The 22,754-nt window shown below is 69.5% G+C and carries 23 protein-coding genes; 15 read left to right on the forward strand and 8 right to left on the reverse strand.

Annotation, left to right across the window (positions count from 1 at the left end; all coding sequences use genetic code 11):
* The first annotated feature begins 146 nt into the window (after positions 1 to 146).
* From G6O54_RS29075 to G6O54_RS29090, 4 genes are all read left to right on the forward strand, one after another.
* Complete coding sequence (locus tag G6O54_RS29075; RefSeq protein ID WP_165231533.1) at positions 147 to 659, forward strand: UvrB/UvrC motif-containing protein; 513 nt, start codon at positions 147 to 149, stop codon at positions 657 to 659.
* A complete protein-coding gene (locus G6O54_RS29080) occupies positions 656 to 1,213 on the forward strand; it encodes a UvrB/UvrC motif-containing protein (protein WP_250847147.1) in 558 nt (185 codons plus the stop codon). Before G6O54_RS29075 ends, G6O54_RS29080 begins: the two co-directional genes overlap by 4 nt.
* Positions 1,210 to 2,274, forward strand: coding sequence for a protein arginine kinase (locus G6O54_RS29085; protein ID WP_165231536.1), 1,065 nt, complete (start codon positions 1,210 to 1,212; stop codon positions 2,272 to 2,274). The genes G6O54_RS29080 and G6O54_RS29085 overlap by 4 nt, the downstream gene beginning before the upstream one ends.
* Positions 2,275 to 2,396: 122 nt before the next feature.
* The gene (locus G6O54_RS29090; protein ID WP_165231539.1) at positions 2,397 to 3,122 is read left to right on the forward strand and encodes a J domain-containing protein; all 726 of its coding nucleotides are present in this window, start codon (positions 2,397 to 2,399) and stop codon (positions 3,120 to 3,122) included.
* 77 nt (positions 3,123 to 3,199) lie between these two features.
* Here the strand turns inward: G6O54_RS29090 and coaD are convergent, their stop codons facing one another.
* The 6 genes from coaD to G6O54_RS29120 form a co-directional block, all read right to left on the reverse strand.
* The gene (gene coaD, locus G6O54_RS29095; protein WP_165231542.1) at positions 3,200 to 3,736 is read right to left on the reverse strand and encodes a pantetheine-phosphate adenylyltransferase; all 537 of its coding nucleotides are present in this window, start codon (positions 3,734 to 3,736) and stop codon (positions 3,200 to 3,202) included.
* A 25-nt stretch (positions 3,737 to 3,761) separates the two neighbouring features.
* Entirely contained in the window at positions 3,762 to 4,919 is a 1,158-nt protein-coding gene (locus G6O54_RS29100; RefSeq protein WP_165231545.1) for an aminotransferase class V-fold PLP-dependent enzyme, read from the reverse strand.
* Between the two features lie 47 nt (positions 4,920 to 4,966).
* Complete coding sequence (locus G6O54_RS29105; RefSeq protein WP_165231476.1) at positions 4,967 to 5,179, reverse strand: hypothetical protein; 213 nt, start codon at positions 5,177 to 5,179, stop codon at positions 4,967 to 4,969.
* Positions 5,116 to 5,736, reverse strand: a complete 621-nt coding sequence (locus G6O54_RS29110; RefSeq protein WP_165231548.1) for an HYExAFE family protein — start codon at positions 5,734 to 5,736, stop codon at positions 5,116 to 5,118. The genes G6O54_RS29105 and G6O54_RS29110 overlap by 64 nt, the downstream gene beginning before the upstream one ends.
* A 103-nt stretch (positions 5,737 to 5,839) precedes the next feature.
* Positions 5,840 to 6,325, reverse strand: a complete 486-nt coding sequence (locus G6O54_RS29115) for a YkgJ family cysteine cluster protein (RefSeq protein WP_250847148.1) — start codon at positions 6,323 to 6,325, stop codon at positions 5,840 to 5,842.
* 34 nt (positions 6,326 to 6,359) lie between these two features.
* Positions 6,360 to 7,457 (reverse strand): site-2 protease family protein, encoded by a 1,098-nt coding sequence (locus G6O54_RS29120; RefSeq protein ID WP_165231554.1) that lies wholly within the window; start codon positions 7,455 to 7,457, stop codon positions 6,360 to 6,362.
* A 199-nt stretch (positions 7,458 to 7,656) separates the two neighbouring features.
* Here G6O54_RS29120 and aroB point away from each other — a divergent pair, with 199 nt between their 5' ends.
* The 5 genes from aroB (at position 7,657) to G6O54_RS29145 (ending at position 12,687) form a co-directional block, all read left to right on the forward strand.
* A complete protein-coding gene (gene aroB, locus G6O54_RS29125; RefSeq protein WP_165231557.1) occupies positions 7,657 to 8,793 on the forward strand; it encodes a 3-dehydroquinate synthase in 1,137 nt (378 codons plus the stop codon).
* A 19-nt stretch (positions 8,794 to 8,812) separates the two neighbouring features.
* Positions 8,813 to 9,934 (forward strand): DNA-processing protein DprA, encoded by a 1,122-nt coding sequence (gene dprA / locus G6O54_RS29130; RefSeq protein ID WP_250847149.1) that lies wholly within the window; start codon positions 8,813 to 8,815, stop codon positions 9,932 to 9,934.
* A gap of 64 nt (positions 9,935 to 9,998) precedes the next feature.
* A complete protein-coding gene (locus G6O54_RS29135; RefSeq protein WP_165231560.1) occupies positions 9,999 to 10,775 on the forward strand; it encodes a hypothetical protein in 777 nt (258 codons plus the stop codon).
* Positions 10,772 to 11,557: a DUF4129 domain-containing protein gene (locus tag G6O54_RS29140; protein ID WP_165231563.1), complete on the forward strand. Its 786-nt coding sequence runs from the start codon at positions 10,772 to 10,774 to the stop codon at positions 11,555 to 11,557. The genes G6O54_RS29135 and G6O54_RS29140 overlap by 4 nt, the downstream gene beginning before the upstream one ends.
* 35 nt (positions 11,558 to 11,592) lie before the next feature.
* On the forward strand, positions 11,593 to 12,687 hold the full coding sequence (locus G6O54_RS29145; RefSeq protein WP_165231566.1) for a DUF4350 domain-containing protein: 1,095 nt from the start codon (positions 11,593 to 11,595) through the stop codon (positions 12,685 to 12,687).
* Here the strand turns inward: G6O54_RS29145 and G6O54_RS29150 are convergent.
* Complete coding sequence (locus G6O54_RS29150; RefSeq protein WP_165231569.1) at positions 12,639 to 14,474, reverse strand: esterase/lipase family protein; 1,836 nt, start codon at positions 14,472 to 14,474, stop codon at positions 12,639 to 12,641. The two genes, G6O54_RS29145 and G6O54_RS29150, sit on opposite strands and share 49 nt — an antisense overlap.
* A 265-nt stretch (positions 14,475 to 14,739) precedes the next feature.
* Here G6O54_RS29150 and G6O54_RS29155 point away from each other — a divergent pair, with 265 nt between their 5' ends.
* The 6 genes from G6O54_RS29155 (at position 14,740) to G6O54_RS29180 (ending at position 20,134) form a co-directional block, all read left to right on the forward strand.
* The gene (locus G6O54_RS29155; RefSeq protein WP_165231572.1) at positions 14,740 to 15,804 is read left to right on the forward strand and encodes an AAA family ATPase; all 1,065 of its coding nucleotides are present in this window, start codon (positions 14,740 to 14,742) and stop codon (positions 15,802 to 15,804) included.
* Positions 15,801 to 17,147: a DUF58 domain-containing protein gene (locus G6O54_RS29160; protein ID WP_165231575.1), complete on the forward strand. Its 1,347-nt coding sequence runs from the start codon at positions 15,801 to 15,803 to the stop codon at positions 17,145 to 17,147. Before G6O54_RS29155 ends, G6O54_RS29160 begins: the two co-directional genes overlap by 4 nt.
* Before the next feature lie 81 nt (positions 17,148 to 17,228).
* Entirely contained in the window at positions 17,229 to 18,110 is an 882-nt protein-coding gene (locus G6O54_RS29165) for a hypothetical protein (RefSeq protein ID WP_165231578.1), read from the forward strand.
* Between the two features lie 1,431 nt (positions 18,111 to 19,541).
* Entirely contained in the window at positions 19,542 to 19,712 is a 171-nt protein-coding gene (locus G6O54_RS29170; RefSeq protein WP_165231581.1) for a hypothetical protein, read from the forward strand.
* Between the two features lie 53 nt (positions 19,713 to 19,765).
* A complete protein-coding gene (locus tag G6O54_RS29175) occupies positions 19,766 to 19,942 on the forward strand; it encodes a hypothetical protein (protein WP_165231584.1) in 177 nt (58 codons plus the stop codon).
* A gap of 3 nt (positions 19,943 to 19,945) precedes the next feature.
* Complete coding sequence (locus tag G6O54_RS29180; RefSeq protein WP_165231587.1) at positions 19,946 to 20,134, forward strand: hypothetical protein; 189 nt, start codon at positions 19,946 to 19,948, stop codon at positions 20,132 to 20,134.
* Positions 20,135 to 20,247: 113 nt separating this feature from the next.
* On the opposite strand, the gene G6O54_RS29185 is transcribed toward G6O54_RS29180, so the two are convergent.
* Positions 20,248 to 22,239, reverse strand: coding sequence for a tetratricopeptide repeat protein (locus G6O54_RS29185; protein WP_165231590.1), 1,992 nt, complete (start codon positions 22,237 to 22,239; stop codon positions 20,248 to 20,250).
* Positions 22,240 to 22,754: the final 515 nt, after the last annotated feature.

Consider the following 22,754-nt stretch of genomic DNA (forward strand, 5'->3'; position numbering starts at 1 on the left):
CGGAGTGCCTCAATTACAATTGATCCTGTGACTTGCCTCTCCGCCGAGAACGACCGGGTCGCGGGCTTGGGTCGATGCCTACGGATGAGGGAATCCGGGGGTGACGACCTCGTCGCCGGATCGGTCAGGGCGGGCGGAGCGATACCATGAAATGTCAGAAGTGCTCCAAGCCGGCCACGTTCCACATCACGGACATCGTGGAGAAGGGCAAGCACCGGGAGTATCACTTCTGCGACGAGCACGCCCGGCAGCACCTCTCCACGACCGAGGAGACGGGCGAATCCGCCCCCATGGGCGAGCTCGCCAAGAAACTGGCAGGCGGATCCGCGGGAGCGATCCGCGAGCCCTCCCCGGCGGACAAGCAGGTCTGCCCGGTCTGCCAGATCACGTTCCTGGAGTTCCGCAAGTCGGGGCGGCTGGGTTGCCCGTACGACTACGAGGTGTTTCGCGACGAGCTGATGCCCCTGCTCGAGAGCATTCATGGAGAGACTCGCCATTCCGGCAAGGTCCCGCGGCGAGCCCCCAGGAATACCCAGCAGCAGACGACCTTGATCCAGCTCCGCAACGAGCTCAAGCGGGCCGTCGCGGCCGAGGACTACGAAGAGGCCGCGCGGCTCCGCGATCGCATCAAGTCGATCGAGAGGGAGCAGGGGCGATGAGCATGCCCCGAGAGGGGATCGTCTCCGAACCCTGGCCGTTCCTTCCGCCCGCCCGAGGTCGTCCCGAAATGATCTGCCAGCGATGCAAGAACGAGGCTTCGGTCCACCTCACCGAGAGGGTCCGCGGCAAGCGCCGGGAGATCCATCTGTGCGCGTCGTGCGCCAAGAAGTCCGGCCTGGGGCTCCCCGAGTCGCCCCCGAATCTCGCCCTCGACGCGGTCGTCCAGGACCTGATCCTGACCCACGTCGGGGAGCTCGTGGGGGAGCTTGCGGAGCTTTCGTGCCCGGACTGCGGGATGAGGTACATGGAGTTCCGGGCCGGCGGGCACCTCGGCTGTCCGCAGGATTACCGGATCTTCGGTCGCGGGCTCCTGCCGGTCATCCAGCGGGTCCACGGCGCCACCCGACACGTGGGCAAGGTCGCGCGTCCGCGGCCCGGCGCCATTCGCCGCCTCCGCCTCCGGTCGCAGCTCCGGGAGGCCGTCGCCCGCGAGGACTACGAGGAGGCCGCACGCCTCCGCGACCAGCTCCGCCTCAAGGATATCCACGCATGACTCTGGACGACCTGACCAAGACCTCCGGCGAATGGTTGCGCGGCAACGGTCCCGAGAGCGACATCGTGATGTGCTCGCGGATCCGGTTGGCCCGCAACCTGGCCGAATTCCCGTTCACGAACCGGGGCAGCCGGGCCGAGAAGGCGGAGATCGAGTCCCATTTCCGGTCGGCCCTGGCCGCATCCCGGCTCGAGATGGACTACTTCGACGTCAACGTCCTGCCCCCCCTCGACCGCCAGTTCCTGGTCGAGCGTCAGATCATCTCCAACGAGCTCGCCAAGGGGGAAGGCCCGCGGGGGGTGGCGATCAGCCCCCACGAGAATGCGGCGATCATGGTCAACGAGGAGGACCATCTCCGCATCCAGTACATGCTCTCCGGCTTCCGCCTCCACGAGGTCTGGGACGAGATCAACAGCATCGACGACCAGCTCGAGGAGAACCTGGCCTTCGCCTACAACTCCTCACTCGGCTACCTGACCGCCTGCCCGACGAACGTGGGGACCGGGATCCGGGTGGGGGTCATGCTCCACCTGCCGGGGCTGGTCCAGAACAAGTCGATCGACAAGGTCTTCCGCGCGCTCCAGAAGATCAACCTGGCGGTCCGCGGCCTCTACGGCGAGGGGAGCCAGGCGTTCGGCGACTTCTACCAGATCTCCAACCAGCAGACCCTGGGCAAGAGCGAGCCGGAGCTGATCCGGATCCTGACCGACGTCGTCCCCCAGGTCCTCTCCTACGAACGGCAGGCCCGGCAGGCCCTCGTCACCGAGCGCCGCCAGCACCTGCACGATCAGGTGAGCCGGGCCTACGGCGTCCTCAAGACGGCCCAGACGATCTCCAGCGAAGAGACGATGCTCCTGCTCTCGAGCGTCCGCATGGGGATCAACCTCGGGCTCATCGACGACCTCTCGATCGCGACCGTCAACGAGCTCTTCATCCAGACTCAGCCCGCCTTCCTCCAGAAACTCCGCGGGTCGGAGCTCGACGTCGAGGATCGCAATGTGGCCCGCGCCACCTACCTCCGAAGCCGGCTGGCGAACGGGAGGATGGCGCCGGAGTCGTGACGCCGGCGCCGGAAATGCACCCTCCAGCCCGGACGGCCGCTTGACGGAGGCCGGAACGCATCCCAGGCTTGATTGAGAGCCGCCAGGCTCGGCCGACCTCCCCATTCGAGCGAGCCACTCCGTTGTCTACCATCAGCTTCGAGATCGATCCTCTGGCCGTCCTTGGGGTGGGGGATGACGCGTCCCTCGAGCAGATTCGGGACGCCTATCGGCGGAAATCCAAGCTCCTCCACCCGGACGTCGGCGGCGAGGAGTGGGCGTTCCGGATCCTCGCCCAGTCGTACGAGATCCTCAGCACCGCTCGGGTCCAAAAGGCCGCTCGCGCCGAGCCGGCTCGCACCGCCCCCGGCGGCCACGCCCCCCACCCGGCCGCGAGTCGCGATCGCCAGGCGAACCCCAGCTCCGAAACGGTCCGCGGCGGGTTCCACGATGCCGACCTCCCCCCCGGACGAATCATCGCGGTCGAGCACCTCTGCGTCCGCTACCTCTGGGATGACGCCGCCTATCTCTGGCTCTCTCAGAAGCAATCCGACGAGGAACGGTTCCTGAGCTGCAGCTTGAATCTCCGCTGGCCCGACGAGGGCACCTCCGTGCACTCGCTGGCGGAGGGAGAGGCCGACGAGATCCTGGCCGCCCTCCGCGGCGTGTTCGCCACCATGGCCGCATCCGCGGACGTCGTCACGTCGCATGCCAACGAGGAGGACGACGAGTTTGCCGGCTGGCTCACGTACCGGAATTTCGAGCGGTCCTGGGGGGCCCTCAAGGGGATGCATCGAGAGCTGAGGGCGAGGGGGCTGGGCCTTCGCCAGTGGTCGCGCGACCTGTTCATCCCCAAAAACTGGAAATAGCTCCCCTCCGGCCGACCGCGGGCACGGGGCGGACGGCAGGCGGGCGCGGCCGTCCGGTTGCGCAGCCCGTGCTCACGTCACCATCGATTCGCCTCGGGCTCCTCGAGCGACTCGATCTTCGCCATGATCGGCGCGATGAGGTCGGCGGGGACGAACCGCTGCAGGGCGGAGGCACCGCCGAACCGCGCGACCTGCTTGATCAGCGAGCTGGAGATGTTGGCGTACTCGCCGTCGGCCATCAGGAAGACGGTCTCGATCTCGGGGTCGAGCCGGTGATTCGTGAGGGTCATCCCGAACTCGTATTCCATGTCGGTCAGGGTTCGAAGGCCGCGGAGGATCACCCGGGCCCCGATCCGGCGGACGAACTGGACGGTCAGCTCGTTGAACGACTCGACCGAGACGTTGGAGTATGGCTTCACCACGGCTTCCGCCAGCGCGATCCGCTCCTCGATGGTGAACAGCGAGGTCTTGCCGGGATTGATGCCGATGCCGACGATGAGCCGATCGAAGAGCCGCCGGCCGCGCCGGATGACGTCGAGGTGCCCGAGCGTGATCGGGTCGAAGGTGCCGGCGAAGACGGCGGTCCGGGACGTTTCGAACCCTTCGGGGACCATGGTCACCTCCCGACGGCCGCCTGCGCTAGCCGCGAACGCCCCGCCGCCTCACGCCCTCGATGGCGACTCGCAGCCGGTCCAGGTCGTCCTGGTTGTTGTAAATATGGGCACTGATCCGCAGCCTGCCCCGGCGAGCCGAGACGACGATCCCCTGGGCTCGCAGCGCGTCGGCCGCGGCCGCGGGATCCACGCCGTCGCATTCCATGGCCACGATCCCGGCGACATCGCCGGGGCGAGTCGAGCCGACCACCCGCCACCCGGCCCGCGCGGCGAGCTCGCGGACCTCGGCGGCCCGGTCCAAAATCCGGGCGGAGACGGCCTCCGGCCCGAGCTCCCGGATCAGGCCGAGGCTGGCGCCGAGGGCCTGGAGCCCGGGCATGTTGAACGAGCCCCCTTCCCAGCGCTCGGCGGTCGGCTTGAGGCGGAAGTCCAGATCCGGCGAGTTGTACGAGCCGACGACGCTGTGCCAGCCGACGCCCAGCGGCCGCAGCCGCTCGATCCAGTCGCGGCGGACGAAGAGGATCCCCGCGCCCTCGGGGCCGAGCAGCCACTTGTGCCCGTCGGCCGCGAGGAAATCCACGGGGGTCTTGCGGACGTCGATCGGGAGCGGCCCGAGCCCCTGGATCGCGTCCACGAAGAGCGCGACCCCCCTGGCGTGGCAGAGCTCGCAGAGCAGGTCCAGGTCGTTGCGAAACCCGGAGGCGAACTCGACATGGCTGACGGCCAGGACGCGGGTCGTCGCGTCCATCGCCGCGGCCAGGTCCTCGGGCCAGATCCGGCCCTCCCGCCCCGGCACCAGCCGGACGGTCACGCCGCGATCGGCGAGGTTCATCCAGGGATAGACGTTCGACGGATATTCCTCCGCCGGGACCACCACGCTGTCCCCGTCGCGCCAGGGGAAGCCCTCCGCGACCAGGCCGATGCCCTGGGTCGTCGAGTTGACGAAGGCCACCTCTCCCCGATCGGCGCCGATCAGGCCGGCCGCCGCGTCCCGGGCGGCCTCCAGCTTCTTCCCCCAGGAAGGCCAGTGGACCACGCCGTTTCGCTCCTGGTCCTCGGCCCACGAACGGAGGGCGGCCCCGGACCGCCGGGGCAGGGGGGAGACGGCGGCGTGGTCCAGGTAGACCCAGTCCCCGGTCACGGGGAACTCGTCCGCACGAAGCTGGTCCCAGCGGTCTGCCACTGACGCCTTCCTCAAGGGGGGAGGGGCGAGCCCGGAGGCTCCGGCCCTTACCTCCGCGCGCTCTTGCCGATCAGGAAGAGGGCGAGGCCGACGAGGATCGCCGTGCCGAAATAGCCGTCGAGCGGCCGGCCCTTGCCCTCGCCGTCGGCGGCGGCGGGCTCGTCCTGGGCGCGGGCGACCGGGCAGTTGCCGCCGATCAGTCCCAGCGCCAGGATGGCGGGAGCGATCCGGGAAGTCCACGAGCTGCGTTGGCGTTGCATCGGTCGCGTTCCTTGACGGGCTTGGGTCTCTTGGGGGCTTCCAGGGTCATCGGCAGCCATTCCTGCAATGGCCGGACCCGGCGGCGGAAGGCCCGGCGGGCCATCGCCACGGCCTTCCAGGCGGGACCGCGGGATCGGAGGTGGGCCACGTAATCGTCCAGGGCCACGCCCCAGAAGCGGTATTCGAGGCCCCGGAACTCGAACGCGCCGTTCTCGCGGGGGAGCGGGAACGGCGGGGGCATCTCCGCATAGACGAACGCCAGGATCGACCGGAATCCGGGGCCGAAGATCGCCTGCCAGCGGACCAGCCCGTCCAGGTCGTCGGTCGTCACCCAGTTCTCCCAGTCGCGGCGTCCCCTGGCGTTGCGACCGCGCTTCCCCTTGACCTCGACCACCAGGTTCGACGCCATCCGGGGATAGAGGAGGAAGTCGGGGTTCTTGAGCCCGTCCTCCCCGAAGACGGCGCGCTTCGATTCGTCGATGGCCACGCACGGCACGCGGAGCGACCGCACGAAGGCTTCGAACGCGGCCTCGTAGTGGTTCGAACGGATGGCCATGGACGAGAATCCCTGCCGACGGCCCCACGCGAGATCGGGTCGCGGCGACGGGCCGGATCCCGCGCCGGCCCTCTAACCGTCTCCATCTTCCGGATTTCCGCCTTCAGGTCAATCGCCGCGGGGTGACCGTGGCGATTTCCCCGCCGGTCTGGATGACGGGCAGGAGCGGGCCCGCCGCCGCCGGCCGTCGGCGCGGCCTGGGTGGGAGGAGGGCCTCGGCGTACTCCCAGATCTGCTCCGGAGTCTCGAAGCACTTGGTGAAGGACCACTCGTCGTCGTACTCGCATTCCGCCGTCGTGTACTCGCTGCAGATCTTGGGCCGGTTGTGGTAGATCCGGCAGCGATTGTCGGCGGCCAGGTAGTTGCACTTCGTCATCACGAGCAGATACCACTGCTCCTCGACGGTGTAGATCAACGTCTGGCCGTGGGCGAGATACCAGCGGATCGAATCGAAGTCATCCCAGGTGGTGGGCGTGTCGATGGGGAGCGAGAAATAGCGGCAACATTTGCCCACGCAGTGGTCGCACAGGCATTCGCCCGCCTTGAGCTCGTCGCGGCGAGGACGGATCCGGGAGCGTCGGGATTTCACGGGTGGTCTCTCGAGGTTTCGGCTCGACCCGAGGTCAGTCCTGCGATTTCGAGCGGTTCCGGTAGCGGTTGCTGACCCGCACGAGGAATCGCTGTTCCTCGTCGTTGAGGGCCGCCCGCCCTTCCCGGTGGAGCTTGTCGAGGATTTCATCCATCCGCTGCTCCTCGGCGGCCTCGCGGGCCATCCGCCGCTGGCGTCGCAGCTCCGATCGCCGCCGCCGCCAGCGGCGGACGGCGCTCTCGCGGTAGGGACGGACCTTGGCGGCGGAGTTCTCAAGGCTGGTGTAGCCCTCGGAGAAATCATAGCCGAAGACGCCATCCTCGAAATAGCCGCCGTCCTCCAGCATCCGGGACTCGGTCCGCACGAGCCATTCGATCAGCACGGCCAGGAGGATCAGCGTGACGCCGTCGGACCGCCAGTAGATGACCAGCCGGGCCAGGCCGCCCAGGAAGAGGATCGCCGCGAACGCGTGGGCCATCCACGGGGCGTAGATGCTGTCCCGGGACGACGTGTCGGAATGCGAGGACAGGTACGCCCGGAGCACTCGCCCGTTGTCGAATGGGAGGGCCGGCAGGAGGTTCGCCACAAAGAGGAGGTAATTCAGGTATCCGAACCAGCCGACGAACCAGACTCGCGAGAGTGGCGACGCGAGGGAACCGTCGGCGAGCGTCGGGGCCCCCGTGTCGGTCAGGTCGCCGTGCGGGGGATTGCCGAACGGATTCCAGACCGTCGTGGCCCCGGCGATGAAATAGAGCCCCAGACCGATGCCCAGGAAGAGGGCACCGCTGACCACGGGGCCGGCCAGCGCGACCATGACGGGCTCGCTGCCGCGGGCCGACGCGGCGGGACTCACGAGGTTCCCGAGCGGCCAGAGGTGAACGTCCTCCTGCTCCACGCCCAGCCAGTAGGCCGCCAGCGCGTGGGCCAGCTCGTGGATCGCCAGCGCCGCCAGCAGCAGCGAGAGCCAGCAGAGCGTCTGCGAGAGCTGCCGCACGCCGTCCTCGGCCCGGGTGGCCAGGAGGGCCATCAGGAGCTTGCCGACGACGAACAGGATCAGGAAGACGTGCACCCGAACCGTCGTCCCGAACCAGCGGCCCAGGCGGATCGGGGACCACATCAGAGGATCGCTCATGGGCGGGCCGCTCGGAGTGGGTGACGATCGCGGGATCGGTTACAATGCAACGAGTCGACTCTATCAACACACGCGAAACGTGACAACGCGCCCCGGGTCGCGAGTCGCCTTCCCGCCCCTGCTGGCTCGCGGGGGGCGATGCTCGTCGTCCCCCGGCGGGTGGTCCGGCCTCATCGATTCCTACGGGCGAGCATCCGGCATGCCAGATCCCTCCGATCGCGGAAAGACCGACGTCGCGGTGGACCTCGGGCCTCGTCGCTATACCGTCCGCGTGGTCACGGGGCCCGCCGGGATGGGCGACTTCTTCCGAGAGGCGCTCGGCTCCTCGTGGGCCGGTCGGACCTGCCGGTCCGCGCTCGTGGTCACGGACGGCAACCTGGAACGCCATCCGGCGGTCTCGGGCGGCCTCGGGGCGCTCCGGGACGTCGCCATCGAGCCTCGCCTGGTCGTCCTCGAGCCCGGCGAGGCGACCAAGTGCCTGGCCGTCGCCTCGCGGCTCTACGACGAGCTGATCACGATGCGGGCCGACCGGCACACCGCGGTCGTGGCGATCGGCGGCGGGGTCATCGGCGACCTGGCGGGCTTCGCGGCCGCGAGCTACGCCCGCGGGCTGCCGCTCCTGATGGTGCCGACGACGCTCCTGGCCCAGGTGGACAGCTCGGTCGGCGGCAAGGTGGGGATCAACCATCCCCGGGCCAAGAACATCATCGGGGCCTTCCACCAGCCGTCCGGAGTCTGGGTCGACACCGCCGCCCTGGACTCGCTCCCGGATCGCGAGCTCCGGTGCGGGCTGGCGGAGGTCGTCAAGTACGGGGTCATCCTCGACGCGGATTTCTTCGGCGAGCTGGAAGACCGGTCCGCCGCGATCCTGGCCCGAGACCCCGCGGCCCTCCGTGCGATCGTCGCCCGCTGCTGCCGGCTCAAGGCCGACGTCGTCACCCGCGACGAGCGCGAGGAGACCGGACTCCGCGCGGTCCTCAATTTCGGCCACACCGTCGGCCACGCGATCGAGGCCATCGCCGGCTACGGCGGCGCCTACCAGCACGGCGAGGCCGTCTCGGCCGGGATGGTCGCCGAATGCCGGATCGCGGAGCGGATCGGCTGGATCGGCCCGGAGCTGACGCGCCGCGTCATCGCGCTCCTGGAGCGGTTCGGCCTGCCGGTCGACATCGACGGCTGCACGCCCGCCGCCCTCCACGAGGCGATGGGCCGCGACAAGAAGAACGAGGCCGGGTCGGTGCGGTTCGTCCTCCCCCGGAGGCTCGGCCACGTGGAGTTGACCGCCGCCCCCGGCCGCGACGACGTGATCACGGCGCTGGAGCCGCTCTGCCGATGACCGGGGGACGGGAGGCCTCTTGGACGACGACGACCGGATGACCGAGGTCCTCGACCTCCTCGCCCTGACCATGGTCCAGGGCGTGGGCTCCCTGACCTGCCGCGCCCTGCTCGATCACTTCGGCTCGCCCGGGCGGGTCCTCGATGCCCCCGCCTCGAAGCTCCGCGAAGTGCCCGGCATCGGGCCCAAGGTCGCGGAGCGGATCGCGTCGGCCCGCCGCGACAACGACGCCGAGGCCGAGCTCGACCTCTGCCGCCGCTCCGGCGTCGAGCTGATCCCGCGCGGGTCTCCACGCTATCCGTCTCCCCTGGATGAGATCCCGGACCCGCCCGCCTTGCTCTACGCCCGCGGCACGCTCGAGCCGAGGGATCAGATCGCGGTGGCGATCGTCGGCTCCAGGCACGGCACACCGTACGGCCTTCGGGTCGCGGAGCGGCTCGGGGCCGCGCTCGCCCGGACCGGGTTCACGGTCGTCTCGGGCCTCGCCAGGGGGATCGACGCGGCCGCCCACCGCGGCGCGGTCCGCGCCGGGGGTCGGACCATCGCGGTCCTCGGCAACGGGCTGGCGCAGATCTACCCGCCGGAGCATCAGGGGCTCGCCGCCGAGGTCGAGGCGTCCGGCGCGCTGCTGACCGAACTGCCCATGAGGCAGGGGCCGCTCGCCGGATTGTTCCCGCAGCGCAATCGGATCATCTCCGGCCTCTGCCTGGGCGTCGTGGTCGTGGAGGCGGCGCCCCGGAGCGGCTCGCTCTCCACGGCGAAGCACGCGGAGGAGCAGAATCGCGAGGTCTTCGCCGTGCCGGGCCCGGTGGACAGCCTGGCGAGCCGCGGCTGCCATCGCCTGATCCGCGACGGCGCCCGGCTGGTGGAGTCGGTGGACGACATCATCGAGGAGCTCGGGCCCCTCTCCCGCGAGGTCCGCGCCGCGCCCGACGAGCCGGCGGTCCGCCACCCGGCCGAGCTGGCGCTCTCGGAGCAGGAGCGGTCGCTCCTCGGCCACCTGGAGGACCAGCCGTCCGGGGTGGACCAGTTGATCGTCCGGACGCGATTGACGGCCTCTCAGGTCATGGCCACGCTCAGCGTCCTGGAGATGAAGCGGCTGGTCCGCCGGCTGCCGGGCCATCAGTTCGTCCGGGCCTGAGTCGTCGGCCCGACCCTCCGATTTCGCGCCCCATGGTTGCCGAGGCAAGTCGAGGACTCCTGGAATGACCCCGGAAGCGACCCTGATCCGGATCCGAGAACGAGGTCACCTCGACCTCCTCGATCTCGCCCTGCTCGTGATCCGCCGGCGACCCCGCGCGATCGGCCTGGCGGCCGCGGCCGGGATCGCCCCGTTCGCGACGATCAACGCGCTGCTCCTCTCGAATCCCGAGTTCCCCCGCGGCCTCTGGCCCCTGCTGCTCTACTTCGAGTTCCCCTGGGCCACCGCCCCGGTCACGCTCGTCCTGGGAGGGCTGATGTTCGGCCGCCGTCCGCGGCCGCGAGAGATCCTCGGCCAGCTCGCCCGCGCGACCCCCGCCATGGTCCTCGTCCAGGTCATCTACCGCGGCCTGCGGGCCACGATCCTGCTGCTGCCGTTCGTCTCCGCCAACCCATGGTTCGCCAATCCGGTCATCCTCCTGGAGAGGGCCGGCGCGGCGACGGCCATCCGGCGGTCGGCGCGGCTGGCGATGCTCTGCCCGACGGCGACCCTCCCGATGGCCATCGCCGAGATCGCCTTCGGCCTGATCTTCTCGATCTGCTTCTGGGTCGGGACCGGTGCGGCGATCTCCACGTTCATCCGCGGCGAGACGACCTGGGCACGGCCCGCCCTCGGCGATGCCAGCGGCCTCCGCTTCCAGGCCGGCGTCTGGATCGCCGTCGCCTTCTTCGGAGTCGCCCGGTTCTTCCTCTACATCGACCAGCGGGTCCGGTCCGAGGGCTGGGAGCTGCGCCTCCGGCTCCGAGCCGCCGCGATGGAGCTGGAAGGACGGCCGCGATGAGCCTCCTCCCGCTGGTGCTCGCGACGAGCCTCCTCGCGAGCCGGCCGGACGACGATCGATCGCCCGGTGCCGCGATCGCGGCCGCGGCCGATGCCGAGGCCGGCTCGTCGGCCAGGGCCGCGATCGGCCGCCAGCACTATCCCTGGTACGACGCCGACCGCGACGAGATCAGGCCCCTCCTCCCGGAACCATGGTCGTGGTCGCGGCGGATCGAACGCGTCCTGGAGTCGATCGGGGACTGGTTCCGCCGCCACTTCGGCGGTCCCGAGGGAGGCGGGACGCGGGGGGGAGGGTCGCTCCTGCCCACCCTCCTGTTCCTGATCGCCGGCGCGGCCCTGGCCGTCCTCTGCTGGCGACTCTGGCGTCTCCACGAGCGAGCGGCCCGGCAGGCCGACGTCGCCGCCACGATCGGCGAGGCGGCCCGGCTAGCCGGCATCGCACCCGGCGCCGGCCTCGCCTCGGTCGACCCGTGGGCCGAGGCCGAACGGAGGCGGCTCGCGGGCGACAGGCAAGGGGCCGTGACCTGGCTCTTCCTGGGCCAGATCCTGGCGCTCGATCGGGCACGGCTCATCCGGATCCTGCCGGGCAAGACCGGCCGGCAATACGCGGCGATGCTCGAGGATCGCGACCTTCGGGACGACCTGCGGGCCACGCTCTCGGTGTTCGAACAGGTCTATTACGGGCGGAAGGATCCGGAGGCGAGCGTGGTCGATCGGCTCTGGGAGCGTGCGGCGTCATTCCGCCGCCGGCTCGCATCCTCCGAGAAAAATCCGAGTTCATGATCATGCGCCGTAGACAACACCTCTGGATTGGGCCCATGACGTCCGCGGTGCTGCTCGCCGCGCTCGCCTTCGGCTGCGGCAGCGGGCCGGAGACGGCCTACGGCACCAGCCGCGGCGCCAGCCTCAACGGCACGGGGGCGTTCGCCGAGCTCCTCCGGGCCCAGGGGCACCGGGTGCGGTCGGCGCGTCGGCTCACCGACGAGCTGGCGGGCTGGGCCGACGTCATCGTCCGGTTCGCCGGCACCCCCGGCCCGCCGGGCCGGGACGAAGCGGCATGGTATTCGAGCTGGCTGCTCCAGGACCCGGCCCATGCGCTGGTCTACGTGGTCCGGGACTATGACGCCGAGCCCGAGTACTGGCAACGGGTCATCACCGGCCTCTCCGAGTCAGAGCCGGCCGACCGGCGGGCCGAGGCCGAGTCTCGTCGCGAACGGGCGCGCGACTGGGTCCTGAGGCTCCCGAACCAGGCGGAGCATCCGGCGGATCCGGCCTCGTGGTTCTCCATGTTGCCGGCCGTGGAGCCCCCCGCGACCTGCAAGCGCCTCGGCGGACCATGGGCCGATGGGATCGACGCGAGCGAGGCCGCGATCCCCCTCCATCAGGCCATCAAGCTCGACCCGGAGAGGATGAACGCCCTGTTGACGGGCGACGGGAAGGTGCTCGCGGCCGAGTGGGAGTCGGCGGAGGGGGGAGACGTGCTCGTCCTCGTCGGCGGATCGTTCCTGCTCAACCTGCCGATGGCGATGCCGGCGCGGCGGCCGCTCGCCGAGCAGGTGGCCGACTGGATGTCCGGCGGCCCGAAGAACATCGCCTTCGTGGAAGGGATCGACGCGCTCGGCGAGCCTCGCGGCCCGCGGACGCTCGTCGAGCTCGTCGAGGACCTGCCGAGCTTCCGCTGGATCGCCGTGCATCTCGGCGTGTTCGCACTGGTCGCGAGCGTGGCGAGGGGCGTCCGGATCGGCCGGCCGCGGGCGGCGGCCGTCCCGGGAGTGGGTAAGCCCTCCGACCATGCCGCGGCCCTGGGCGACCTCCTCGGACGCAGCCGCGGCGGCGAGGCCGCCGCCCACCATATCCTCGACGCCTACCGCCGCTGGAGGTCCGGCGACGACCGGACCGACCGCTCCGGCTGAGCCGGGACCGCGGGCGAGAGGGCGGCGTGCTCCGCGAGGATCCGCTGGACCTCGGCGATGGCCTGGGGGTGGTAGTAGATGTTGGTGTGAGTCGCCGGCACGAGGAGCTGGCTCTCGGCGTTGTCGAGCAGGGCGCTGGAGAGCGGGACGACCAGGTCTCCGCCGTCGCGCTCGGGGCTCCGATGCGCGTGGCCGGCGATCGTGTGCAGGGTCACGTCCGTGCCGAGGGGGAGGTCCCGGATGACCGGCAGGAACGGCTGCCCGGACTGCATCAGGTCGACGCTGCTGGGGAGCCGCCTTGCGTAGGGCCCGCGGATGGCGCCGGGGTTGTCTCGCTTGATCTGCTCCATCATGGCCGACGTGTCCGAGGCCGGCTGGACGAGCCGGGCCGCCGTGCGGCCGAGGATCGACCCGGCCACGGGGGAGCCCATGTGCGGCGTGGCGATGAAGACGACGCGGCGGATCATCGGCGACGGCTCGAAGTAGAAGAGCTTCCGGAGCGCCGTCCGGGCCTCCTCGGTCATCACCAGCCGGTCGATCGGGACGTTCGAGAACTCGTTCCAGACCCGGTCCCCGCTGTGGGTGATCTGCATCCGCGAGACGAGCCCTCCCATGCTGTAGGCGACGACCACCATCCGGCGGAGCGCCGGATCGCGGCCCTCGGGGTCGAGCGCCCGCTCGATCTCCCGGAGCTGATCGCGGAGGATGGACGCGGTCCGAAGGCTCGTGGCCCCGGTCGGATAGCGGTAGACCCAGATCTGATACCGCTCCACGAACCCCGGTGTCTGATAGAGCGTGACCATCATGTCGTTGAAGAGGAACGGCTCGTCCAGCAGCCCGTGGACCAGGAGGACGGGGATCTTCCCGGGCTGGTACGGCTCGAGCATCCGGATGCCGGCCTTCGCGAGCATCCGCGACGGGAACACGAAGCCCGCCAGGCCGAACGGACCCTTCTCGGCCTGGATCTCGTGAGCCAGCCGGTTGCCGGCCGCGAAATTCCCGTACAGCGGAGATTGCCCCGGGCCGAGCGGCGCGACGGCCTCCCGCAGCGGGTCGTGGAACTCGAGCGCGTCGACGGGCAGCCGGTCCGTCCCCGGCACGAGCCATGCATCCAGGTCGGGGCGAAGGACGGCGGTCGCGTTGAACGCCGCCTGGCTGGGGAGGAACTCGTCGGCCGGGCTCCGCTTGGGGTTCGTCCTCTGGATCGCCACGTCGGCGCCGAGGCCCGGGCGGATCGTCTCGGCGCCGTGCTCATTCGGATTCGGCCTCAGTCGGGTCGGGTCCTCGACGCGGGTGAAGTCGTCCGGCTGCCAGACGAAGCCGCGATGCGTGACGGGCACGACGACCGAGCCGGCCGGCGTGTTCACCGTGAGGTGCGACCGGGCGTCGAGCCGTCCATACTCCTGCGCCGTCCGCAGGCAGTCGCGAAGCGCCTCGTTCGCGAGCCGGAGCGCCTTGCGGGCGTCCGGGTCCTCGGGTCCGACGGCCTTCGAGGCGACGAGGTAGGCCGCCGTGCCCATCACGGCCGCCTCGTAGTAGCGGTCGACGCACGCGTCCTTGCCGCATGGCTCCAGGCGATGGCCCTCGCGGAGCGCCCGCTCCGCGCGAGGGATCAGGGACTCATGCCGGGCCTTGATAACCCGGATCAGGCCGGTCGGTTCCACCGCCACGGGCCGCGCGGTCTGGCACCCCTGGATCGTGACCAGGGCGAGCGCGAGCCAGCCGAGGATCCGCCGCGGGCCGAGTAGCTCGCGCGTGGTCACCCGGCGTGGTGTGTTGCGGATCATGGCGGTGGATCACTACGTCAGCACTGGTGTCCGATCAGGGTGTCTCACGGGCAAGATCGGCCGGAGCTTCGCCCCGCGTGCAGCAAATTCACGACGACGGTCCCGCGGCCGTCGTCGCAATCCACGGATCTCGCGGGATCCGGACGACCGGAAGACTCGCGGCCCCACCCCGCTCGAGCCGCACCGCCGACGTCCTTCCCTTCCGGGGCGCCTTCTGATCTGATGGCAATCGGACTACCGCGAGGATGCACGAGGATTGCCGCGAATGAGCGACCCCCCGACCGAGGTGACTTTCCTCGACGACGGCGACGACGGCCACGATCAGGGTACTCGCTTCACGCCCCCGGATTCCCCGCCGACGGTGGCCGCCGTCGAGCGCGGGCCGGTGGAGGAATGGGCCCGCCGCGTGACGGCGGAGATCAACAAGGTCTTCGTCGGGCAGGATCGACTGGTCCGAGGGGTCCTCACGGCACTCCTGGCGGGCGGCCACGTCCTGGTGGAGAGCGTGCCGGGCCTGGGCAAGACCTTGCTCGTCCGCGCCTTCGGCCGGGCGCTCGGGTGCGAGTTCAATCGGATCCAGTTCACGCCCGACCTGATGCCCTCCGACGTCACGGGTTCCCCCATCTACGACGAACGGATCCACGACTTCCGGTTCCGGCCCGGCCCGGTCTTCACCCAGCTCCTGCTCGCCGACGAGATCAATCGCGCGCCCGCCAAGACGCACTCCGCGCTCCTGGAGATCATGCAGGAGGGCCGGGTGACGATCGACGGGACGAATCACCCGATCGAGCCCCCGTTCCTCGTCCTGGCGACCCAGAACCCGATCGAGTCCGAGGGGACCTACAACCTGCCGGAGGCCCAGCTCGACCGCTTCCTCTTCAAGCTGCTGGCGAGCTACCCGGCCCTGGAAGACGAGGTGGAGATCCTCCGGATGCACACCCGGGAGACCCCGCCTGATCGGGAGCTCGCCTCCCAGCTCGCGGCGGTGACGTCCCCCGCCGAGGTCATCGCCATGCAGGGTCGTGCCGCCCGGGTGCTCGCGGACGATCACGTCCTGGGCTACATCGCCGCCCTCATCCGCGCGACCCGGAAATGGCCGGCGTTCAGCCTGGGCGTCTCGCCCCGCGCGGGGGTCGCCATCCTCAAGGGGGCGAGGGCGGTCGCCGCGCTGGAGGGGCGGGACTATACCGTGCCGGACGACGTCCAGGAGGTGGTCCTCCCGGCCCTCCGGCATCGCGTGATCCTGACGCCCGAGGCCGAGATCGAGGGCCGATCCGCCGACGAGCTGCTCTCCGAGCTCGCGCGATCGGTCGAGGTCCCCCTCCGATGACGACGGCCCGCTCGAGGATCTGGCCCGGCCGCCCGCTGGCGACCCTCCTCCTCGCGCCGGCCTTGCTCGCGCTGGCCGTGCTCGCGGGTGACGCGGTGAAGCCGCTGGTGATCGCCCTCGACCTGATCGTCGCGACGATCGCCCTGGCCGACCTCGCCACACTCCGAGGGTCCGCCCGGTTCCGGATCGAGCGGGGATGCGAGAGGACCTGCTCGATCGGAGAGCCCCAGGTCGTGACCCTGGCGATCGAGAATCTCGACTCCCGCCGCCGTCGACTTCGCCTCCGCGACGACGTCCCCGCGACGTTCTCGGCCGACCCCTTCGAGTTCCTGCTCGAGATCCCCGGACGCGCCCGCGCGGAGGTCACGTATCGCTTGATCCCGGGGCGCCGCGGGACGTATCGCTTCCACCGGGTCGACGCCGCCGTGTCGAGCCGGCTCGGGCTCTGGCAACGGGTCACCACCTGGCCGCTCCGGACGGAGCTCTCGGTCTATCCGGACATCCGGCAGATCGCCCGCTACACGCTGCTCGCCCGACGCGACCGGCTCAGCGCCATCGGGCTGAGGTCGTCGCGGCAGCTCGGGACCGACAACGAGTTCGAACGGCTCCGCGATTACATCGAGGGCGACGATCCGCGGCACCTCGACTGGCGTGCCACGGCACGCCGCCAGCGGCTGACCGTCCGTGCCCACCAGCAGGACCAGAGCCAGCGCGTCATCTTTCTCGTGGACTGCGGCCGGATGATGGCGGGCGACACCGGCGGCGGCCTCTCGCCGCTCGACCATGCGCTTAACGCCATGCTCCTGCTCGCCCACGTCGCGCTCCTCCGCAACGACCAGGTCGGCCTGATGGCCTACTCCGACCGGACGCTCGCCTACGTCCCCCCCACGGGCGGCTCGCGACGGCTTCGGCGGCTCGTGCACGCGGTCCACAACCTCTTCCCCGAACCGGTCGAATCGGGCCACGGCCGCGCCCTCATGGAGCTGGAGACGCGCTGCCGCAAGCGGTCGCTGGTGATCCTGCTGACGAACCTCTTCGACGAGGTCAGCGCGGGGATCCTGGCGGAGCACCTGCGGAACCTCACGGGCCGGCACCTGCCGCTCGGGGTCTTCCTCCGCGACCACGACCTGTTCGCGATGGCCGACGCGGCCGCGGAGGCGGACCCGGCCGGCGGGCCCGGGCTGTTCGCGGGCGCCGCCGCCGCGGACCTGTTAAACTGGCGGGAGCGCGTCCTGGCCGGGCTTCGGCGCGAGGGGGTGCTCACGCTCGACGCCTTCCCGGGCGAGCTGACCGGCAACCTCGTCAGTCGCTACCTGGCGATCAAGGCGCGTCACCTGCTGTAGCCCGGGCCGAGGAGAGCGACGACCCGGCCCGGCCCGGAAAGTCCATGAGAACCGTCCCGTCCCCGCTTGAAGGTCCTTGCCATGGAACCCGAGAGGAAGCCCGAGCCGGCCTCCGATGAGCTGGATTACTACGCCCCACCCCGGAGCGAACTGGAGCCCGTCCGTGCCGACATGTTCGAGGGGCCGGGAGTCGTCCCCTTCGAGGTCGGTCGAATCCTCGCGGCCACATGGATCGTCTTCAGGAACCGAATGTGGGTCACCCTGGGGATCGCCTGGGCGGTCTTCCTCCTGATGCTCGCGACCGGCCAGATCCAGACCCGGATCGCCAGCCGGCTGTCCCTGGCGCCGGCCGACCGCGCCGCGTATTACCTCGTCCAGTTCGTCCTCTTCGTCGGCGGATACGTCCTGTCCACCTGGTTATCCCTGGGGCAGAACCTCGCCTTCCTCTCGGTCTCCCGGGGCGAGGAAGCTCCATCGAACCGCCTCTTCCAGGGTTGGCCGTATGTCCTCACGTCGCTCCTGGCCAGCCTGGTCCTCACGGTCCTGCTGCTGGGCGTCCTCGTGATCATCCTCACGCCGGCGAGCATCATCGCCGAGGTTGCCGGCCGGGACCCGCTCTTCTTCGCGGCCGGAGTCGGCCTCGGTGTCGTGGTGATCTCGTACGTGGGGATCCGGATGTCCCAGTTCAACTACTTCATCGTCGACCAGGACCTCGGCATCACGGACTCCCTCCGGGCCTCCTGGGAATCCACCCGGGAGGCGGCCGGGAAGCTCTTCGTGCTCTACGTCTCGCTCCTGTTCATCAACGTGGCCGGCCTCTGCTGTCTCGTCATCGGCCTGATCTTCACAGTGCCGTTCAGCACCCTCGCGCTCGCCGTGGCCTACCTCTCCCTGACCGGACAGCCGCTCGCCCCCCGCGAAGACATCCCCGAAACCTGGGCCGAGGACGAGCCGTCCTGGTGACGGGACCGCCCCCGTCCTCGTCTCCTCCTTGCCGGGCAAACATGGAGTCGTCCGCGCCCGAAAGTCGCCTCATCTCTGCCCGCATGCTGCTCATCGGATTTGGGTTTGATCGTCGCGCCCGCGATCCCGCCATGGGATCGTAAATCCTTGCCAATTCTTGTTTAAAGTACGATTTCGTGATTGGCTTCGATGGCAACATCCCGAGATATTTGACGGTCTTCGAGTGCTCACCAGTCGGCACACTCCGGCCCGCAATCTGCGCGGGCGCAACGGCGGGTGGCCGTGGTGGAACACCACGGAGAGCAGGCCGAGTGGTTGGACAGGCATTTCTTCGGGGCCGAGCCGGTCCCGTGGTGTTCCACCACGGCCACCCGGAGGGCCTGCGTGGCTACAAGGAATAGCAAGATCCAACACCGCGTCGTGCGACAATCCCGGCTTCGATGGCAACATCCCGAGATATCTGACGGTCTTCGAGTGCTCACCAGTCGGCACACTCCGGCCCGCAAGCTGCGCGGGCGCAGCGGCCCAACGGCATGCGAGCCATGGCCCCGGGCGCAGGCCATCCCTCTTCCGCGTCGATCAAGGCCACGTTCAACGGCCAGGCCGAGCCTCCCCGGTCCTGAGTTCGCCCTGTCGACGAGGCGCAACCTCCGCCGGCCCGCGTCTCCCGCGCGGGCCGGCGCCGACCTTCCCTGGATACCGACAACCGGATTGCCAAAGACGGTAGCAGGCCCGCTCACTCCTCGAAGCGGCGAGGGGCGAGCACGAGCAACCCGGACCGTACCCTCCGTTCCGTCGTCGCCCACCGCTCGCGCGCGGAGGCTCCCTATCTCAATACAATCCACGGAACGTCGCCGCCGGTTTCACCAAAATGGAAAAACCCGCACGAGCCTCGTTCAGCCCTTCTCCCGAACGCTCGCATCGTCATCACCGCGCCAATCCGTCGAACCACCCGGGAGGGGGACGGCCCGTTGGCCCGCAGGCGAACGAGGGATGGCTCCGTCCGGCCACGCTCCCAGAGCGCTCGGACGTCGAACAGGCGGCGGAATGACTCGGCCTGGCCCCATCATCCGAGGGCCAGTGCCCTGGCTTGACGCTTCATCGGCGTGGAGTCCGGCCGTAGCAGACTGGCCAGGGACCCTGACGGAGCATTTCCCCCATCTCCGAACTTCTCTGTCTAGGGTGTGAGGCCACTGATTTCGCCGGATTCCGCCCAACGGGGCTCAAGCCGCCGTCGTCGCTCATCATGGGGTCCAACCGGCCGCGTTCGAGACGATCGCCACGGGCTACGTCGCGCCTACCGGCCTCAAGCTTGCAGACCCTACCAACCAGGCCTATGGATCGGTCGGCTATACGATCAGCGACGTGGTGGACATCGAGCCGGGGGCGATGCTTCACGCCTACCCCCGGTGCGTCGAGAAACACCTCGGCATGAGCCGATCCCTGAAGGACAGGCCCTCGGCGCCGAGGCAGTACCTCGACGCCCTGGCCGAGGCGAAGTCGGCCGACTCCCGGAGCTTCACCGGCCGGTCCCCCGGCCAGGGCGGGTCGCTGCGTCGGCGGCTCCGCGACATGCCGATCGACTTCACGCAGACCTATTGAGGTGTCCCGTGTGGATCTCGGTTCGAGACCGGCCCGCCGACGGGGATGGCCCCGTGGATATCTGGCGGCGGGGCGAAGGCCGTATTGCCGACTGCAAATGCCATCGCCTCTCGGTCTCCGGCCCGACCGGGGTGCCGCTCGCTCAGTGGTATCAGCTCTACGGGGGCTATGCCGGCGGGGCCACCGTGGGCCACTGGCGGGAGAAGCCCGGACCGCCGGGTGGAGCGTGACCGATGGCCCGCATCAGCGACCCGAAGGCCCCGGAAGCCCAGGTGGCGATCAAGGACTTCGGCCGATTCGAGACCAACTCGGACCCGCACGACGTCCCGCCGGGGACCGCCGTCAAGCAGGTGGACGCCGCCTCCGTTCGGCCCGGCGAGCTGCGGGCGAAGCCGGGAGTCAAGGTGGTGCAATTTGACTGAGTCGGTCGCATTGCATGCACGATGCGATCAGGTGGCCAAGAACTCACGCCCAACGGGGGAGAGAATTCAATTCGGCGCGGGCCGGATGGCCTCGGGCCGCTTGTGATTCCCCCCTACGGCTTCTCGGGCGGGGCATCGTCGAGGGGCGCCGTGGCAGGCGGCGGCCCGAACTCGACATAACCTTCGCCGGGTCGGTACTCAATCGAGAGGCCGGGCCGCTCGCGACGAAGGGCGTGTACGCCTTCCTGAGTGACCCGCGTATTGGTCAGGTCCAGCTCGCGGAGGTTCGGCAGCGAGCGGAAGACCTCCAGGCTCGCGTCGGTGACGTTCGTGTAAGGGAGCTTCAGCTCCCTCAGGTTCTTCAAACCCTTCAGGTGGGTCAGGCCGGCGTCGCCTACGGGGTTGAAGCCGACAAAAAGCTCCTCCAGGTTTTCCAGCCCGCCGAGGTGGGCCAGCCCCGCGTCGGTGATCGCGGTGTTCGAAGCGTAAATCCTTCGAAGGTTGATCAGCCCCTTTAAGTGGGCCAACCCCGCGTCGGTGATCGGCTTCCGGGGCTTGTCGTCCGCTATCGACCGGCCCCGGAGGGAAAGGCTCTCGACCTCGTAGAGCCTTTCGACATGGGCCAGCGCCTCATCGTCCAGCTCATCGAAAAGGTGATCGGTCTCGGCCAGTGAGTGGATGTCGGTGGAGGGGTCGACGATTCCGGCCTTCTTGAGATAGGCCAGGTCCTCCTCCGTCGGCTTCGGCACGACTTCATTCGTCCGACGCAGCAGGTCAATGTACCCCTCGACGAGTTTCTTCAGCTCATCGTGGCCGTGCTCCCCGCCCGCTCGCTCGGCGAGCTTCTTGAGCCGGCGCCAGAACACAGGCGCGAGGCGGTCGCGGGAGCGGTCCTTGAAAGAGCCGGCCGTCAGCGCCTTGGCCTCGGCAACGTCCGCGTTGTCGGCGCCCTGCAGTGCGGCCTGGGCGTCGAGGCCCTGCTTGATGAGCCGCTCGGCGTCCTCGAAGCGCCGGGCCTCGGTGGCGACCAGGGCACGCATACCGAGCAGCGCCGCCACCTCCTTGCTCTCGGCCCCTTCCCGATCCGCCTCGATCTCCTGCGCCCGGAGGAGCAGTCGCTCGGCCGAGGGGAAGTCCTTGCGCTCCATCGCGGCCCCGGCCAGCATGAAAAGCACCTTGGCCCTCTTCTCGTCGTCCGGCGCCTTCGCCTTCTCCTGAAGGGCGAGCCAGCGGTCGAGGGGGCCCTCGCCGTCCGCCGGACGGCCGCGGAGGAAGGCCAACTGGCCGAGGTTGAAGAGGGACTCGGCGATATCGGGGTCGTCCGGCTTGAGGACCTTCTCGCGGACCGCGAGGCCGCGCCTGTAATACTCCTCCGCGAGCCGGCCGTGCCGCTCGACCTCCGTCTCCGCCGGCTTCGGCGCGTCCGCGGCCTCCGCCTCGATCTCCTTCTCGAGCGCCTTGATGTCCAAGCGGGAGGCCATAGCCGTGTGGACATCGCCCAGGTCGTCGAGCAACTCGGCTCCCGGGTCGCTCTCCAACTTCGACAGTGCCTCGCGGATCTGGACCGCTCGCATCAGCTCCCCCTCAGCCTCGGCGTATTCGCCGTGCGATAGGTGGAAGAGGGCCAGGCGGTGAAGCACCCCCGCGACCTCGATGTCCTTCTCCCCCTTGGCCTTGACCAGCACCTCGAGCGCCCGCTTGAGCATCGGCCCTGCGGAGTCGGCGTCCTTCCCCTTGGCGAGCAGGCGGCACATCGCCAGCATCGAGATCGTCGTGGCGGTGTCGGGGTGCTCGGCCCTCTGGGCCTTCTCGCGAATCTTGAGCGCCCGCCGGATCAGGGGATCGGCCGCGTCGTACCGCTTTTGCTTCTTGTCCAGGTAGAAGCCCGCCAGCACTTCCAGGGGTTCGGCGACCCGGAGGTCGTCCGGGCCGAGCTTCTCGGCCTCGCCGACGACCTCAGTGAGGATCAGCTCGGCGCGAGCGAGCGAACCGGCCTTGATCGCCTTGCCGGCCTCCTCGTATCTCCGCGTCCACGCCTCCGGCTTGTCGGGTGCGTCCTGGGCCGACAGCGACGCGACCGCCACCACCACGGAGAGGACGAGCATGATGTCCCTCCCGGACACCGCCGGCCGGTGCGCCGGTGCGCACGTGTCAACCGTCTTCGGTAGAATTCATGCGTTGGATCTGAACAGAATCCGCTACGACTATCAATGCTGTTCACTCCGCTTGGAAAGTCCGACCATAATCAGACCGCTGCGCCTTTACCGGCTGGCCGGGGCAGATGTCGCATGGGGCTCGTGCTTTGTCACAGCCAAAAGTTCGGGTCGTTCCGAGCCGGAAGCGTCAGCGACGGTAGATCCCAAATCATGAATTGGCCGTCGCTGACGCTTCCGGCTCTGACGTGCGGCTCAGCGTCCGGAACCCGTCATTCAGGCTGTGACAGAGAACCAGGCGTTCCTGAGCGACTCATCTCGCCAGGTCCAGATCAGGAACCAAGGAAATCCTGGTTCATCCGGCGGAAGCGCGCGCCGGGAGATTCGCGACGCCACTCCTTGAAATGGGGAATTGTTGAGCTGGAGGCCCCCGATCTTGTAGGGTGTGTCAAGCGAAGCGCAGACGC

Origin of the sequence: Aquisphaera insulae (assembly GCF_011064615.1) — a bacterium.
Taxonomy (GTDB): Bacteria; Planctomycetota; Planctomycetia; order Isosphaerales; family Isosphaeraceae; genus Aquisphaera; species Aquisphaera insulae.

Bases quoted from the DNA above. Each gene is read 5' to 3' on its own strand.
- G6O54_RS29075 (WP_165231533.1), top strand. From the start codon at position 147: ATGAAATGTCAGAAGTGCTCCAAGCCGGCCACGTTCCACATCACGGAC.
- G6O54_RS29080 (WP_250847147.1), top strand. From the start codon at position 656: ATGAGCATGCCCCGAGAGGGGATCGTCTCCGAACCCTGGCCGTTCCTT.
- G6O54_RS29085 (WP_165231536.1), top strand. From the start codon at position 1,210: ATGACTCTGGACGACCTGACCAAGACCTCCGGCGAATGGTTGCGCGGC.
- coaD (WP_165231542.1), bottom strand. From the start codon at position 3,736: ATGGTCCCCGAAGGGTTCGAAACGTCCCGGACCGCCGTCTTCGCCGGC.
- G6O54_RS29105 (WP_165231476.1), bottom strand. From the start codon at position 5,179: ATGCAACGCCAACGCAGCTCGTGGACTTCCCGGATCGCTCCCGCCATC.
- G6O54_RS29110 (WP_165231548.1), bottom strand. From the start codon at position 5,736: ATGGCCATCCGTTCGAACCACTACGAGGCCGCGTTCGAAGCCTTCGTG.
- G6O54_RS29120 (WP_165231554.1), bottom strand. From the start codon at position 7,457: ATGAGCGATCCTCTGATGTGGTCCCCGATCCGCCTGGGCCGCTGGTTC.
- aroB (WP_165231557.1), top strand. From the start codon at position 7,657: ATGCCAGATCCCTCCGATCGCGGAAAGACCGACGTCGCGGTGGACCTC.
- G6O54_RS29135 (WP_165231560.1), top strand. From the start codon at position 9,999: ATGACCCCGGAAGCGACCCTGATCCGGATCCGAGAACGAGGTCACCTC.
- G6O54_RS29140 (WP_165231563.1), top strand. From the start codon at position 10,772: ATGAGCCTCCTCCCGCTGGTGCTCGCGACGAGCCTCCTCGCGAGCCGG.
- G6O54_RS29145 (WP_165231566.1), top strand. From the start codon at position 11,593: ATGACGTCCGCGGTGCTGCTCGCCGCGCTCGCCTTCGGCTGCGGCAGC.
- G6O54_RS29150 (WP_165231569.1), bottom strand. From the start codon at position 14,474: ATGATCCGCAACACACCACGCCGGGTGACCACGCGCGAGCTACTCGGC.
- G6O54_RS29155 (WP_165231572.1), top strand. From the start codon at position 14,740: ATGAGCGACCCCCCGACCGAGGTGACTTTCCTCGACGACGGCGACGAC.
- G6O54_RS29160 (WP_165231575.1), top strand. From the start codon at position 15,801: ATGACGACGGCCCGCTCGAGGATCTGGCCCGGCCGCCCGCTGGCGACC.
- G6O54_RS29165 (WP_165231578.1), top strand. From the start codon at position 17,229: ATGGAACCCGAGAGGAAGCCCGAGCCGGCCTCCGATGAGCTGGATTAC.
- G6O54_RS29170 (WP_165231581.1), top strand. From the start codon at position 19,542: ATGAGCCGATCCCTGAAGGACAGGCCCTCGGCGCCGAGGCAGTACCTC.
- G6O54_RS29180 (WP_165231587.1), top strand. From the start codon at position 19,946: ATGGCCCGCATCAGCGACCCGAAGGCCCCGGAAGCCCAGGTGGCGATC.
- G6O54_RS29185 (WP_165231590.1), bottom strand. From the start codon at position 22,239: ATGCTCGTCCTCTCCGTGGTGGTGGCGGTCGCGTCGCTGTCGGCCCAG.